At 53.0% G+C, this 14,464-nt stretch carries 18 protein-coding genes, 1 tRNA gene and 1 pseudogene; 11 read left to right on the top strand and 9 right to left on the bottom strand.

All coding sequences use genetic code 11. The annotated features are described in order from the left end of the window. Positions 1-86: 86 nt before the first annotated feature. From thpD to R0J87_RS12405, 6 genes are all read right to left on the bottom strand, one after another. Positions 87-1,070, bottom strand: a complete 984-nt coding sequence (thpD, locus tag R0J87_RS12380) for an ectoine hydroxylase (protein ID WP_498886439.1) — start codon at positions 1,068-1,070, stop codon at positions 87-89. 233 nt (positions 1,071-1,303) lie between these two features. Further along, on the bottom strand, positions 1,304-2,107 hold the full coding sequence (locus R0J87_RS12385) for a Crp/Fnr family transcriptional regulator (protein WP_498886440.1): 804 nt from the start codon (positions 2,105-2,107) through the stop codon (positions 1,304-1,306). Positions 2,108-3,053: 946 nt separating this feature from the next. After that, positions 3,054-3,557: a ferritin-like domain-containing protein gene (locus R0J87_RS12390; protein WP_498886442.1), complete on the bottom strand. Its 504-nt coding sequence runs from the start codon at positions 3,555-3,557 to the stop codon at positions 3,054-3,056. Positions 3,558-3,602: 45 nt separating this feature from the next. After that, on the bottom strand, positions 3,603-4,439 hold the full coding sequence (locus R0J87_RS12395; RefSeq protein ID WP_498886443.1) for a manganese catalase family protein: 837 nt from the start codon (positions 4,437-4,439) through the stop codon (positions 3,603-3,605). A 52-nt stretch (positions 4,440-4,491) separates the two neighbouring features. Further along, positions 4,492-4,695 carry a hypothetical protein gene (locus R0J87_RS12400; protein WP_498886445.1) on the bottom strand — a complete coding sequence of 68 codons (204 nt, stop codon included), beginning with the start codon at positions 4,693-4,695 and terminating at the stop codon, positions 4,492-4,494. A gap of 81 nt (positions 4,696-4,776) precedes the next feature. Continuing rightward, entirely contained in the window at positions 4,777-4,998 is a 222-nt protein-coding gene (locus tag R0J87_RS12405; RefSeq protein WP_404343544.1) for a con-10 family general stress protein, read from the bottom strand. A 274-nt stretch (positions 4,999-5,272) separates the two neighbouring features. On the opposite strand from R0J87_RS12405, the gene R0J87_RS12410 reads away from it, so the two are divergent. From R0J87_RS12410 to R0J87_RS12420, 3 genes and pseudogenes are all read left to right on the top strand, one after another. Further along, on the top strand, positions 5,273-5,719 hold the full coding sequence (locus R0J87_RS12410; protein ID WP_498886448.1) for an META domain-containing protein: 447 nt from the start codon (positions 5,273-5,275) through the stop codon (positions 5,717-5,719). Positions 5,720-5,898: 179 nt separating this feature from the next. Continuing rightward, a complete protein-coding gene (locus R0J87_RS12415; protein ID WP_498886450.1) occupies positions 5,899-6,222 on the top strand; it encodes a DUF4124 domain-containing protein in 324 nt (107 codons plus the stop codon). 142 nt (positions 6,223-6,364) lie between these two features. Then, positions 6,365-6,559 (top strand): annotated as a pseudogene (locus R0J87_RS12420) (tyrosine-type recombinase/integrase); the annotation flags it as partial. A 113-nt stretch (positions 6,560-6,672) separates the two neighbouring features. On the opposite strand, the gene R0J87_RS12425 reads toward R0J87_RS12420, so the two are convergent. Next, positions 6,673-6,803, bottom strand: a tRNA-OTHER gene (locus R0J87_RS12425). 38 nt (positions 6,804-6,841) lie between these two features. Here R0J87_RS12425 and R0J87_RS12430 point away from each other — a divergent pair. Further along, positions 6,842-7,108, top strand: coding sequence for a hypothetical protein (locus tag R0J87_RS12430; RefSeq protein ID WP_498886451.1), 267 nt, complete (start codon positions 6,842-6,844; stop codon positions 7,106-7,108). A 375-nt stretch (positions 7,109-7,483) separates the two neighbouring features. On the opposite strand, the gene R0J87_RS12435 is transcribed toward R0J87_RS12430, so the two are convergent. After that, positions 7,484-8,545: a phage portal protein gene (locus R0J87_RS12435; RefSeq protein WP_498886453.1), complete on the bottom strand. Its 1,062-nt coding sequence runs from the start codon at positions 8,543-8,545 to the stop codon at positions 7,484-7,486. Then, on the bottom strand, positions 8,542-10,332 hold the full coding sequence (locus tag R0J87_RS12440) for a terminase large subunit domain-containing protein (RefSeq protein WP_498886455.1): 1,791 nt from the start codon (positions 10,330-10,332) through the stop codon (positions 8,542-8,544). The genes R0J87_RS12435 and R0J87_RS12440 overlap by 4 nt, the downstream gene beginning before the upstream one ends. Before the next feature lie 145 nt (positions 10,333-10,477). On the opposite strand from R0J87_RS12440, the gene R0J87_RS12445 reads away from it, so the two are divergent. From R0J87_RS12445 to R0J87_RS12475, 7 genes are all read left to right on the top strand, one after another. Continuing rightward, positions 10,478-11,296, top strand: a complete 819-nt coding sequence (locus R0J87_RS12445) for a GPO family capsid scaffolding protein (protein WP_498886457.1) — start codon at positions 10,478-10,480, stop codon at positions 11,294-11,296. 56 nt (positions 11,297-11,352) lie between these two features. Beyond that, positions 11,353-12,366 carry a phage major capsid protein, P2 family gene (locus tag R0J87_RS12450; RefSeq protein ID WP_498886459.1) on the top strand — a complete coding sequence of 338 codons (1,014 nt, stop codon included), beginning with the start codon at positions 11,353-11,355 and terminating at the stop codon, positions 12,364-12,366. Positions 12,367-12,377: 11 nt separating this feature from the next. After that, entirely contained in the window at positions 12,378-13,058 is a 681-nt protein-coding gene (gene gpM / locus R0J87_RS12455) for a phage terminase small subunit (RefSeq protein WP_498886461.1), read from the top strand. Positions 13,059-13,159: 101 nt separating this feature from the next. Further along, positions 13,160-13,621, top strand: a complete 462-nt coding sequence (locus R0J87_RS12460; protein WP_498886463.1) for a head completion/stabilization protein — start codon at positions 13,160-13,162, stop codon at positions 13,619-13,621. Then, on the top strand, positions 13,618-13,833 hold the full coding sequence (locus R0J87_RS12465; RefSeq protein ID WP_498886465.1) for a tail protein X: 216 nt from the start codon (positions 13,618-13,620) through the stop codon (positions 13,831-13,833). Before R0J87_RS12460 ends, R0J87_RS12465 begins: the two co-directional genes overlap by 4 nt. A gap of 19 nt (positions 13,834-13,852) precedes the next feature. Further along, positions 13,853-14,197 carry a putative holin gene (locus R0J87_RS12470; RefSeq protein WP_404473016.1) on the top strand — a complete coding sequence of 115 codons (345 nt, stop codon included), beginning with the start codon at positions 13,853-13,855 and terminating at the stop codon, positions 14,195-14,197. Beyond that, entirely contained in the window at positions 14,194-14,463 is a 270-nt protein-coding gene (locus R0J87_RS12475; protein WP_498886467.1) for a phage holin family protein, read from the top strand. The genes R0J87_RS12470 and R0J87_RS12475 overlap by 4 nt, the downstream gene beginning before the upstream one ends. The last annotated feature ends 1 nt before the right edge of the window (position 14,464 follow it).

Below are 14,464 nucleotides of genomic sequence, written 5' to 3' on the forward strand. Positions count from 1 at the left end.
CGACAGGCGCATTAGTCTACCCCAGCTATGCGTATGTTCCACAGTTTCACCACCGCTTTTCCAAGACGCAGGCCAATCACACCCGTTTACTCGCCTGGATTCCAGCGCTCATCTGGGCCGTGGGCCAAGAACGGCGGGCGCTGTTTGGGAGCGGCAAAGGGCTCTACACAGCGATTATCAGGCCGGTTAAAAACGAAAAACACGTTACTGCGCGGGTCTGGCGAGAGATTTGCGTTAGACGCGTGCAGCGTGTTGCAGTCAAACAGCAGCAGGCCCCCCGCTTTGCCTTTGGGCGCATCAATACCGTATTTACCGACCAAGTGGGTCAGCGCTTCAGGGCTTGGTACGCCTACCTCTTGGGCTTTCAGCGAGCTTTTATGGTTATCCTCTGGCGTTTCCCCTAAGCAGGGCACAAATTCCATGTGCGAGCCGGGAATCAGCATCAGCGGGCCGTTAAACTCGTGGTTATCGGTCAAGATCAGCGATGCACTCACCGCATGCATATGGGGCATGCCATCTTCCGCGTGCCAGGTTTCAAAATCCGAGTGCCAGTTAAAGCCTTTCCCGGCAAAGCCCGGCTTGTAGTTAATGCGCGACTGGTGCACGTAAGGGTCATCGCCAATAATTTGCCGTGCGGCACCGGCTACGCGCTCATCGCTGGCAAGCGCGCCCAGCCGCTTGGAGAGCTTATGTACCGCAAACAGCGAACGCATCTCCTGGCTTTGCGGCTCCGTGACGCTGAATTCCTTGTCACGGTAAGCGTCGTTGCTCATTAGCGCGCTCAACTCTTCACGCAGCGCTGTCAGCTCTTCGCCAATGAACAGGTTAGGGATAAACAGATACCCGTTGCGCTCAAACTCATCCAACTGCGCTTGGGTAAGCGGCCCCGGCAATTGACGCCCTTTCACCACCCCATCGCGACGGGGCTGTGCCAGGGACTTAGGTGCTTGGGCTAGGCGCGTCGGGTAGGCGTCCACTACCTTCACATTACCTGCCGAGGGCGTATCGGCCATCTCGCTATACTGCTTGTGGGCCTTCACATTATTAAGTGGGGAATTACTGACTGTCATCTAATCCAATCCTTGTATGATTAAAATTCAGTTAAAACGTACTTCTTTAGAAGCACAGCGTGCCCAATAGGGTAGCTAATCAATTCACGCTTGCAAGCTAAGACTCCCTCTTTCATAACGTGGGTTATGACATTTTCCTAAAGATATTCACATCGCTAAAAACCACTACAACAACTTCGCTTAAAACCATCACCAGCCACTATCACTTTAATCTTTGATAGCGATAACTCATGCTACCCAAGGCATAAATGACCATAGATAAAATCTCGATCAAACCCGGTATTACGCGTCATCTCTTCTGGCTGCAGCAGCTTGACACTACTGCGGGTCTTGCGAATTAACTTTTTCTGCTCAAGCGCTGTCATACAGCGACTTACATGCACACTGGTCATGCCTAGCAATTCACCCACGACATCTTGTGTGACTGGAAAAGAAAAAACGTTACTAGCTAACAGCCCTTTAAAGGTAAAGCGGGCATAAACCTCTAAAAGAAAATGCGCCACGCGCTCTTCAGAGCGATGATGCGTACAACTTCTCAAACGCTCAATAGTAATATTTTCATTCACCATCACATACGAAGTAATTGCTTTTCTTACTTCCTCATTGGTTTTAAATAATTCATGCAAACCATCAATGGATACTTTTTCAAGCTTACAATTAGTTAAAGAAAGAATAACGATATCATGATTTTCAAAAAAACTTTCTCGCATGCCAACAATATCGCCAGGCATAAAGACGTTACAGATACCCTGCCCTCTTGTGCTAGTGGCATGTGAAAGGCTTGCCCACCCCTCTTTCACCACAAAAATATCGGCACGGCCCTCACATAGCGAAAATACCTTCTGGTTGCGTCGAAGCTCGACGGGTTTCTGTCGAATGTTCGCTAACGCTTCACGGGCACCAGTGCTTAGCTCCCCATAAAGGCCCAGCACGTCACCCAAACTTATACAAGAGCTATCACTACTTAGGCCACCCCTTACATCTTTGCGATTTCTATCTTCCAATTGCTTATGCTCTTCTGCAGTCACTTTATCCATCTCTACACTCCTTGTAGTTAGACAAAAGCTATACCCACCAGGATTATTGACAATGCCCACATTTAGGAAGGAAGATAACGCGCCAAAAATATAGACAAATATAAATAACTAAACAAGATGGTTTTATAACCCCAGCTATCAAAAGTCAAAAAACCCTTGATTATTAACATTTGTTAATGTTTTTTTCGCCATGAATCACCTTTATCTAACACAGCCTATATCAATAACTCTTTCACAACAAAATAAAAAACACACCAATTGAAACATCCATAGCTGTATATAAATCATTCAAAGCCCTGTATAAAATCATTATCTCCACTTAAAACATGTCGCACTGTGAACAATAAAAATAGCTTTTATAACATCAACACTCCAGAAATAGAAAAAAATACTAACCGAGCAACCATAAGAGCTATTTCCCCGATCACCTCGTAAAATAATTAAAAACACCTACCAAAAAGTGATAGCCTAACAAGAATGCATGCAAGAAAATTCATCAATACATAAAAACCAATCACCAGGAAATCAACGCAAATCTTTAATAATTCAAATCAACCATCTAATACGTGAATAAAGGATGACAAATCAGTTCTTAAAACAACCGAAAAATATTTAAACACTCCTACCAACGTTACTACTATCACTAATCATCAGGATATCAAACTATCTCACTTTTTCTTAGCTGCCACGTAACATTCGAGCGGGCATGCGCACATCAGACCCTATCGTTAATACAGAACCTCCTTATATAGAAGAAGTAACCACTCCTTGATAACAGTGCTTGCATGACCAAAACAATCATCCTTGGCACTGAACGCTCATACAGTCATCTCTGCCTCGATATCGTACATCAGTTTTATAAGCATAAAAAAACCCCGGCCTGGGCTACCGGGGAAAAGGGCGTGACTAGCCATCTCGCTCTGCGTTACTTCTTGCTCACACTGCCTTACTTCTTGACCTGCACGTCGTTGTCAGCGGCGCGGGTAAGGAAGGAGCGGGTGGTTTCATCCAGGTGCTGGTCGAGCCATTCGGCCATGGCCCGCTCTTCCTGCAGGATCTCGCGACATACGCGCACTACTTCTGGCTGGTTGGCCTGCTCCGCAGAGGCAATCAACGCCTTATAGCTGGCAATTTCAAAACACTCGAAGGCGTAGCTGGCAATACCCCCTTTCACCACTTCATCGCCTGCCATCATGCCGCCAATCGACTGCCCGAAAGCAGTAAGCTTGCCGCCCATGTCCTTCATGGCCGAGGTATCAATCCCCAGCTCATTCATCACCCGCTCCAACTTTTCCGCCTGGTGCTCGGTTTCATGCAGGTGCTGCTCAATACGTGCGCTCAGAGCGGGATAGTGTTCAATCCGCTTCGCTTGCGCTTTCAACATCTCTTCCGCCTGCTTTTCCATTGCATGGGCATCGCGTAACCAATCTTCCAGATACTTGGCTTCCATCGTGCGCTCTCCTTGTTCATCAGCGGCGTGGACAACAAATAATGCTTACTTTTTAGGGTCGATCTGCTCTTTTTGCGCCCCGGACTTCTCTTTTGCACCGCCCAGGCTCGGTTCTTGGCCTTCCGGCGCGGGCTGGTTGCGCACGCTGTACTGGTTTCGACCATCTAGCGAGATGCCTTCCGACCAGCGGCCTTTCGGTGCCTCTTTATCCAATAGCGTGTTGAGGTAGTAGTAAGAGTGCTGCATCGCCTCGTTATCTTCCGGCGTAGCGTTGGGAATCGGCAGCTGCTTCTCAAAGCCGCCCAGCTCTTCAATCACCGCCAGCCACTGCTGTTGGTGATAGGTATCGCGAGCAATCAAGAAGGAGAGGAAATCCTTCATGCCGTGGTCATCGGTCCAGTTATACAGGCGTGATGCCAGTACGCGGCCACCGGCTTCCGCCGTGGCGTTGGCCAGCATGTCGGCGGCGATATTGCCCGTGGCGTACACGTGGCTCATATCAAAGGGCACCCCGTTAGCATTCACCGGCATGGCCGAAAGGCCCGATGAGAGCAGGTGGCGCGGGTTAGCACCGCCCAGAATGGCATTCATAACCGGGTCTTTTGCAGTGGCCTCTTGGTAGGAGACCGGCGCGCCTTCCAGGTTAAGGGCAACCGCATGACCCAGCATTTCAATATGGGACAGCTCTTCTGTCGCGGTGGACATCAGCATGTCGCGGATACGGTCATCGCCGCGTGCGCCCATCGCTTGAAAGAAGTACTGCATGGCTACCCGAATTTCGCCTTCAATGCCGCCAATGGCTTGTTGCAGCAACATGGCAAATTCAGGATTGGGTTTATCGACTTTAACGGGATATTGTAACTTTCCAGAGTGGTGAAACATTGCGCTATTCTCCTAACGTAATTGCCAGGGAGCGCACTCCCTGGCAACGAACTTAAAGCTTCTGCTTTAGCAGCTTCCGTGCTTCATCTGCGATTTCCTGGTAATGCTTAGCAACACGATCAAAAAATGCCTGAGCATCTTGATCGGAGTTCTCTTTAGCATCTTGAGAAAACTGCGAGCTTAGCTGAACACCTTGAGAGGCATGATATAGCGTACTCACCATACCAAAGTTCTTATCGTTCACAGGGCGACTCATCCTTGACTCCTTGTGCCTTTAGCCTTAGCGGCTAAAGGCACTCTTGAACGTGTAAATCAGGAACAGTTAAAAGCGCGCTCGTCAGCGGTTATTACCACCGCCACTGTGGCTATTTTCGCCACCTTTCTTACCAGCTTCCGAGGCGCGCTCAGGGTCGTTGGCAAAGTTACCACCGCTTTTTTCACCGCCTTTTTGGCCAATATCTTCGTAAAACTCTTTACCATGGGTTTTGGACGTTTGCTCACCGCCCTTCTGTCCTGCCTCTTCGCGACTCATTCCATTATCGTTGCGTTTGTTCGTCATGATAAATCTCCTTTTCATGAATTCGGCAAAACCATCTCATTTACTCGCACTCGGTGTGTCACTCGAGTAACTTGAGACTAGCCAACCTCACTCTCTTATCAAGCGAACAGAAACACAAAGGAGCATCTTTAATCTTTATAACGACGCAAACAGATATGCATCAAATAACTTTTCATCGGTCATTTAATAACGAAAGATAAAATAATTGACTAACCCCATCTATTGCCAACACACTTCTTTAAAACACCACCACACAGAGTAAAAGGCTACCGCCATGCGTATTTCTCTCGCGATCACCGCCACCCTCTGCCTATGGCTAAGCGGCTGCCAAAGCCACGCAGCCCAGCACGCACACACGGCTCCGGATGAATCGCTCACCAATACCTATTGGAAGCTACTGACCGTAAACGACAACCCCGTGGTAGCCACAAACAACGTTCGCGAAGCGCATATAGTGCTGCATATCGACAGCACCCGCTTAGCAGGCTCCACCGGCTGCAACACGCTCAGCGGCCGCTACCAACACACCGGCCAGCAGCTCACCTTCCACCCCATCGCCACCACAAAAATGGCCTGCCCTACTGCACAAATGCGCAGCGAGCAGGCCATTTTGAGTGCACTTCAGCACACCAAGCGTTGGGAAATTAGCGGTAGCCGCCTTGAGTTAACTAACGCCCACGGAGAACCGCTAGCGGTGTTGGAGGCAGTGCATCTTTATTAGCAGGCCATATAGTAAGGTAAGGAAGCGTATTGAACGCTGCTGCTCAGGATACCGCTTAGCGGCTTAACAGAGGTTTATAAGCCCCATCACTCATAGGCGTCATTTCCACAACGGGGTACCCACACCTAACGATTCTTGGTAACATTCTGTTACCGATATTCGCTTAGGGTTCATGGACGATGAAAACACCCGCGCTGATTGCTCTGTTGGTACTGCTGCCATTGACTGCCAACGCTGAAATTTATAAATGCGTCGCCAACGGCCACACCACCTTTCAGGACTCCCCCTGCGCGGGCGGCAACTCTGAAACGGTGAATACCAACAACCTTACGATTATTTCAGCGCCGCCAGTGTCATCTCGTCCTACGGCTGCCCTATCCGCAAACGCTCCTGCCTTCCCGCTCATTGCAGTGCCGTACAGAAATCAGCATCAAACGGCTCTGGAGCTTCGTAATAGTCGAGTCAAGACGCGTGCTCGCTATCCCTTGAGACGCGGGTGGTGAAATGGGATTATTAATCACTACTTATTACAAGCCGCGCTTGTCATAGTTTTCTATAGCTCCCTATATTTTATTTTGAGCACACCCCACACGCCTTGCTCGCTGTCAGAGGGGGATAGAGGTAGATAAGGAACTGAAGATAGAAGTACCGGAAGGACAGCTAACCCACGTACTTCGTCACACGTTCGCGAGTCACTTTATGATGAAAGGGGGAAACATCCTGGTGCTGCAGCAAATACTTGATCATCAGTCGATCACCATGACCATGCGCTACGCACACTTTGCACCGGATCACCTGGAAGAAGCCATAAAGCTAAATCCGCTATCCACCACGGCATAATGTAGGCACTGCCTACGTCCACACTGTGGACACTTTGTGGACACATACGAAAAAGCCGCCTCGAAAGGCGGCTTAATCACTGTCTCAAATGCTTTGCTTATCAACCACTTAAGTGGTGCCGACACCAGGAGTCGAACCCGGGACCTACTGATTACAAGATAACTCAATTTTATATAGCAAACAGATATTTAATAAAAAAAGAACTATGCAAAACTGTTTATACCATCCAAAGTAAAACAATGGCTTATAGAAAGGAACTACGCAGCATTTAAGGCATTGCTTATGGCACCTGCTAATCAAAAGATAAAGCGGTTTCGTTACTCGATACGGCAAACACCTACCGGCGAACCGACCATCGTCTTTGAGATCCGCCATCAATTCCAAGGCGCTAAGATCGGCCTCACTCCCTCCGACACAGTTGAACTCTGGCTAACCTATGCCGAAATGCCCCACGTCATTGACCATCTAATGGATGAACGCACCTGGGAAGCGCACCGCAAAGCCATATTGAATTTGCTCGCATCGCACTTCACCCCACAGCATCACTGACCACTGCCAAAGAGTGCATAAACGCGCATGAAAACGCATAAAAAAATAGCGCATTAGAACCGCCCTTCCGCCCAGCAGTGGCGCGGCTTGAACCGCTGCTGCAAAGGTGCATAAAAAGCACCACATTTAGCGCGCGGGCGGGGCGGGGTGACGATAGCGCGGCGTGGGTCGCCGCCGTGGGTGGGCAGGCGGGCCGTACAGCCGTCACAAGGCGCGTTCTCGCTTCGTGCACGGTCGGGACAGGCTTAGAATTGCGTCGCTTGTAGCGAATAATAGAGCTAATCATAAGACTAATACGACTCATTCAAAAACCAGCTTCACGTATGCGCGCACAAAAAAGCCGCCCCAGTGGGCGACTGCGTTCAGTGGATTGATTCACTCTGCGTTAGGGTCATCTAGCCGATAAGGATCGAACCTCACCACCTCTTCACCAACGTGTTCGTTGATCTCTCTCATCGTCGCCTGCAGCGGCTCCAGTTCGTTGGCCACGAATACCCGGGCGGCTTTCTCGATGTCACCAAAGCCGCCAGTGTTTTGCGGAATGATGCCCATGAGCTGCGGTGGTATGCGGTGGCCAGCCAGTTGGTCATCGCGGGTAATGTTCTTAATGGAAGCAAACTCATCCTTCGCAGCCACTTCACTGACCGGGATGATCTGAACGCCGTCCTTCTTACCACGAGGCGAGTAAAGAAACAGGTTCCTGAAGTTGCCCGGCCCCTTGCTCTCTTTCAGTGCCTTACGCATCGCGTCGATGTCTTTTTGATCGTGGGCTGGGTCATTCACATACATGATAAATCCAGCGTGTGAGCCGTTTAGATAGTAGCGGCGGCGGAAAAGCGTAGCCGACTCATTCAACCAGGCGCTCTGCAGGCTGCCGATATAGTCCGGCACCCCATAGATGGTCTGGTCTATGTCGGGCTCCAACAGGTGGATGGTCCGCCCTTTGGGCAGCTCCACGCGCTCCATATAGTTGGGGTTCCACCAGTACCGATCATTGTCACCGCGCCGCATGTACTTTGACGAACGGTGTTGTAAACCCAGTAAGCGCCCTAGCCGCCCTCTCACCTCCTCCAAGTACCCGTTGCCGAACACCAGGTAATCAAGAGCCACCGCGCTAAAGTCACGCCGGGGTAGCAGTGGATGAGGTACAAACGTCTTTAGCAGTATATTCCGCTTAACCTGCATGGCACTGCCATGGTGCGGCGTTGCCCTGTAGCTTTTAGCCAACACGCTCAGCGGGATCGGCGGTTCGTACCACTCATCGGGCGTCAACCAGACGCCTTCATACCAAACATCACGCATTGAAGTAACAGGCTCGGGGTCGCCAAACGTAAAGGCCTCCATTCTCCCGCTGTCGGTGGCCACCGCTTGGGCGGCCTTGTCAGTCTCATAGGCATACACGCGGTGACGCGGCTTAGCTGCAGCGGTCGTTGTCATTCGTAAATCTCCATTACAGATTGCCCAGCGCCTTCGTTGGCCGGGCCGTCGATAGGCTCAAAATGTAAGGCGTGCATCGTTGCCCACGCGAGATCCGCGTGGCCGGTCACCTTGTTGCGACCCGATACATAGGTGAATTGGCGGCCAGAGCCGGTCAGCTCCTTTTTGATACACATGAACGACGCGGCGAGATCCGACCAGCCCGCGTCGAATTCGAGCCGATCCTTGCGCATGATCTGCTGTGCCTGCATGACCATTTGAGTTTTCAAGGCAACGTCATAGCGATAGCGCGCGACCGTGGGGAACCACTTCTCAACATACTCTGCCACCGCCCCACCGATGCCGGTGGTATCAATGCCGATATGCCCAATGTTGTATTTGTCGCGGAACGCCTCGATGAACGCGGCTTGGTCCTCGTAGTCCTGGCCCTTTAGCCGGTGCCGTTCTAATACTCGGTGCTTTTCTTCGCTGGATTGAGCAGGCAATAACACCACCAGCCCGGCACCGTCGCCATCCTCGCCGGTACCTGTCGGGTCGTAACCGATCCACACTTCCCGATCACCCACCGGGCGCGGCGCAAATGGTCGGTAGTCGTCCCACACTTCCCAGCTGTCGACCATGCAGGCCTTCATCGTGGCCAGCGGGAACGCGCTTTGCGAATCATCGACAAACCCGCACATCAGCAGGTTGTCGAACTCTTCGGAGGAGTACTCCATGCGCAGCTGATCGAGGTCGAACAGATCACAGCCGCCCTCGATAGCATCAAGCACGGTCACGATCTGCCGCCAGTGCCCATCAGGGCACAGCTTGCCGTTTTTCAGCGCTTCGTGACTGACATCAAACTCTTCACGTTCGGATTTTTTGCGCCGCTTGTTAAACAGCTCACCGTTCCAGAACGGGTAACCCTCATGGACAACGCTGGAAGGCGTGCTGAAGTAGGTCTGCCGCCACTTCTTGTGCATCGCCATGCCAGAAGTAACCTTGCGGAACTCGGCAAAGCGATGGATCCAAAAGTACTCATCCAGATAAACGTCACCGTGGTACCCCTGGGCGGTTTTAGAGTTGGTACCCAGAAAGTGCAGCTCGGCACCGTTGTCTAAAACAATCGGGTCGCCTTTCAGCTCGACATCGCACACCTCTTTGACGAACTGGACGATGTAGTTACGGAAGATGTGCGCCTGAGCGCGGCTGGCTGAGAGAAATATCTTATTCCGCCCATGCTTAAACGCATCGACGATAGCCTCGCGGGCGAAGTACCAAGTAGCGCCAATCTGGCGGCTCTTGAGAATGTTGCGAATGCGGTGCTTTTGGCCCGCTTCATGCCAAACCGCCTGGTATTCAAACAGCGAATCCAGAAACGCCGCTTCAAGCGCTTCCACCTGCTCATCATCCAGCGCGTTGCGCCGTGGCTTCTTCTTCGGCCCAGCGTTGCGCGCCTCGATGTTGGGGTTTAAGTCCCCCTCGCGCCCGGTTTCGTCGTATTTGCGAATCCTGGCCAAGCGCTCCATTTGCCGAACAAGAAGATCAATCTCTTTTAGATGATGGCCCTCTTTTTTCGGTAATGCTGTGAGCTGAACTATTCGCGCTTCAAGCGTGTGCTCTACGCGTTCGGTGGGCGTGGCATCTTCCCAACGGTCGCGGGCTTTCCAGCTATGAACGGTGGCTGGCTTCTCGCCAATCTCCTCAGCAATACGCGCGACTCGCCACCCCTGCCAGTAGAGATGGCGGGCGGTCATACGCGGCGATTCCTCGGCGCTCAATATCGGGGTGGGGGCTGTCGTCGTCATGCCGCCAGCGTACCCGCCGCGCGCGATGCCCACGCCTGCCTTGGCTTGTCTTACGAATCCCGCACAACGCATAAGCGTTGAGCCAAACGCGCTACACGCGGAACCTGAGCGCTATCAATCAGCAACCCCGCTCAGGATGCCCAACATGGCTGGAAAAACTAAAAAATTCCGCGTCGCTACAGAAGGCGCAACCACAGACGGCCGCGAGATCCAACGCGAATGGATTCAGCAGATGGCCGACAACTACGACCCCAAGAAATATGGTGCTCGCGTCTGGATAGAGCATATTCGCGGCATTGGACCAGATAGCGCATTTGGTGCCATGGGCGATGTCATCTCACTAGAAGCCAAAGAAGTGGAAGACGGCAAGCTAGCCCTGTTTGCGGAAATCGACCCCACCGAAGAGCTCAAGGCGCTGAATAAGAAACGCCAAAAGGTCTACAGCTCCATCGAAATTAACCACAAGTTTGGCGACACAGATCAAGCATACCTAGAAGGCTTAGCGGTCACTGACAGTCCTGCCAGCTTGGGTACTGAAATGATGCAGTTCAGCCGTGAAGCGGGTGATAAGTCACCGCTGGCAAGCCGCAAGCAAAAGCCTGAAAACCTCTTCACCGAAGCCGTTGAAGTCGACCTCAACTTCGAAGAAGAAGAGGCACCCAAACCGAGCATCGGCGAATTCGTAAAAAACCTGTTCAGCCGTCAAGACGCCAAAACCAACAAAGGCTTTGAAGCATTTGGCGCAGACATCAAAGGCGCGTTCTCAGAGTTTGCCAAGCGCTTCGACGCGCTAAGTAACGACCTGGAAAAGCGCCCCACCGCCGAACAGTTCAGCCAACTGCAAGCCGATCATGCGGCGCTGCAAAAGCGCTTCGACGAGCTGTACACCAAGCTCGATAACGAACCTGATACCAAGCATCGTGCGCCCGCCACCGGCGGCGGTGAACAGCTAACCGACTGCTAAGCCCTGGCCAACAAAAAGCCAGCTGCCAGAGCCATTAAATTTAAGGGATAACACCAATGCGCAACGACACACGAGTCAAGTTCAATCAGTACCGGGATCGATTAGCACACCTCAACGGTGCTGCCAGTTCTGCCGAGCAGTTCAACGTCACACCCAGCGTGCAACAAACGCTTGAAAGTAAAATGCAGGAATCAAGCGAATTTCTCAGCCAGATCAACATGGTGGGCGTTGATGAGATCAAGGGGCAAAAAATCGGCCTCGGCGTCTCCGGGCCTATCGCAGGTCGAACCAATACAGAGCAGAACGAACGCGCTACCCGTGATGTATCGGAGCTAACTGATAACGGCTATGAGTGTGTGCCGACTGAGTTCGACACGCATCTTCGCTGGGCACAGTTAGATGCCTGGTCGCGTTTTCCTGACTTCCAAGCCCGAGTGCGTAACGCAATTTTGAAACGCCAAGCGCTAGATCGAATCATGGTGGGCTTCAACGGTACCGCCGTCGCAGCTGAAACCGACCGCGCAACGAACCCACTGCTTCAAGACGTAAACAAAGGTTGGTTGCAGAAATACCGCGAGCGCGCGCCTGCCCGAGTTTTATCCGGCGGTGCCGTAGCAGGGAAAATTACTATTGGCGCTGGTGGTGATTACGCAAACCTCGACGCTCTCGTGTACGACGCCGTGAATGAAATGATTGACCCGTGGTACCGCGACGATACTGGCCTGGTTGCCATCATGGGTCGAAAGCTGATGGCAGATAAGTATTTCCCGTTGATTCAGCAACATGCCGAAACGCCAACGGAAAGTCGTGCATTAGACATGATGATTAGCCAGAAGCGAGTAGGCGGGCTACAAGGCGCACGTGCCCCTTACTTCCCTGATGGCGGGATCTTCATTACATCAATGGAAAACCTATCCCTGTACTGGCAGTTGGGTAGTCGCCGCCGTCACGTAATCGACAACCCTAAACGCAACCGTATCGAAAACTACGAATCCAGCAATGACGATTACGTCATTGAGGATTACGGCTTCGGCTGCCTTGTGGAAAACATCGAGTTCGTAGAAGCCTAAAAGGGGAAGTCATGAAAAGCCCAGCCCGTAAACACTTTGAGCAAGTGACCGCCGCGAAAGCGGCGGGCACCGCGACCCCAGGCGAGCAGCAACAAGGCGAGCAATACGAGCTCCACGCCCGCGCGCTCTACGAAGCCCGCCGCACGCTAAAAACCATCAAATCGATTGAAGCCAAGATCGAGAAAAAGCGTGAATTGCTGCCGGACTTCATGCCCTACATCAACGGCGTCCTAGCGGAAGGCAAAGGCGCAAAAGACAGCGTACTCATGACCCTAATGGTCTGGTGCATCGACGTGGGCGATTACGAAACAGCCATGCAAATTGGAGCCTACGCCGTGAAGCACAGCCTAGATACGCCCGACCAATACGAGCGCGACACAGTCAGCATCCTGGCCGAAGAGATCGCCGACGGCGTCAAAGCATCGCTTGAAAAAGAAGACGCCAAAGCCGACGACCTCGCCAACGTCATGGCCCGCTGCATCGCCATCGTCGGTGATGCCGATATGCACGATGAGATCAAAGCCAAAGTACACAAAAGCTACGGCTACGCCCTGCGCGCCGCCGAAGACTACGAAGGCGCATTGGCCCAGCTCAAACGCGCGTTAGAGCTAAACGACAAAATCGGCGTCAAGCAAGACATCCAGCGCCTAGAAAGCGCTATCAAAAAACAGGGCGACCAGGCACCCGCCTGACCGCCAACCGAGTCGCACCCCGACGGCAAGGGGGCACCGCCAAGCAAGGGCTTTCAGCCTCGCGCAAAGCGGTCCACCCCCTTCTTTAACAGGTGGCCAGCATGATCGCCCACGGCACCAACCCACCTAGCCCAACGCTAGAGCCCATCGCCAATAACGGCTTTTGGCCAGAAATAAACCCAAACGACTTCCGTGAAGAAGAGCGCGTGCAAAGCGTCACGCCCAAGCGACTAACAAAATCGCTGAGCGCCGCCATGGCCGATGTAAACCGCCAGTTGGCCGACTACCAAGCCGAACAGCAGGAAAGCGGCCGCGCCACGATTGACGAAGTACCGGTCGAAAACTGGCAGACCCCCGGCGACCTTCAATTGCTCTACCGTCGCGCCGTCTACGCACAAGCACAGGCGGATCTCCTAGAACGCTACCGCGACGCATCCGCCACCGGCGAAGGCGACGAACGCGGCGAAGCTAAAGACCTCGCGGCAGACGACTACCGCGCCGATGCCCGTTGGGCCATCGCAGAGCTGACCGGCATCAATCACACAACGGTCGAGCTGATATGAACCGCGTCGTACGCGCCCATCAAGGCGAAACGTTAGACGCCCTGCTCTACCGCGTGTACGGCAGAACCGCATCGATTACCGAGCAAACGCTGCAGCTAAACCCGCACCTCGCCGAACAAGGGCCGGTGCTCAAGGAAGGCACGGCGGTAACACTGCCGCCACCGCCAGAAACCCGCGAAACCAAAACGCCAAAAATCCAGCTCTGGAGCTGAACGAACACAAGGGGAACACATGGCCGAACCATCAACCGCCGCTGCCGCCGGTACCGCATCGCTCGCCGCGTTGGTGATCGGCATGCTGCCCGGCATCGACGCCAATGCAGTCGTGGGCGCATTTTGCGGCGCCACGCTATTCGTCATCAGCGCAAAAGAGCTAGGCATCTTAGAGCGCCTGGCGTACCTGCTAATCAGTTTTTGGGTGGGGTACCTCGGCGGCCCCGCCACGCTCGGCAGCATGCTGGAGCACTCTGCAGTAGCCGCGTTCATCGCATCCGCCGTATCCGTAACCGCCGGGCTAAGAGCGATTGAGGGAGTAAAAACGCTCGATCTCAAAGCCTGGCTAGGGGGCAGAAAGTGAGCATCGCCTACGCAATCACCATCGCCGCCGCGCTTGTTGTCGTTGCGCGGCTGCTAACGTTTCGCCGCCGTGGGCGCTACCGCCCAGGCGTATCGCTCGCCGCATGGCTAATCATCGTACTGGCCACCGTGCTAACCGTGCTTGGCCCGCCACCAAGCGACGCCGTCCGCTGGCTAATCGCCCTCGCCATGGTGGCATTGGCCATCGGTCTCATCCGTACCGGCGGCAACGTCGCCCACCTTATCCGCCCACTACGGAGGCAATAAC

The organism is Halomonas sp. SIMBA_159 (assembly GCF_046536035.1).
Taxonomy (GTDB): domain Bacteria; phylum Pseudomonadota; class Gammaproteobacteria; order Pseudomonadales; family Halomonadaceae; genus Vreelandella; species Vreelandella venusta_A.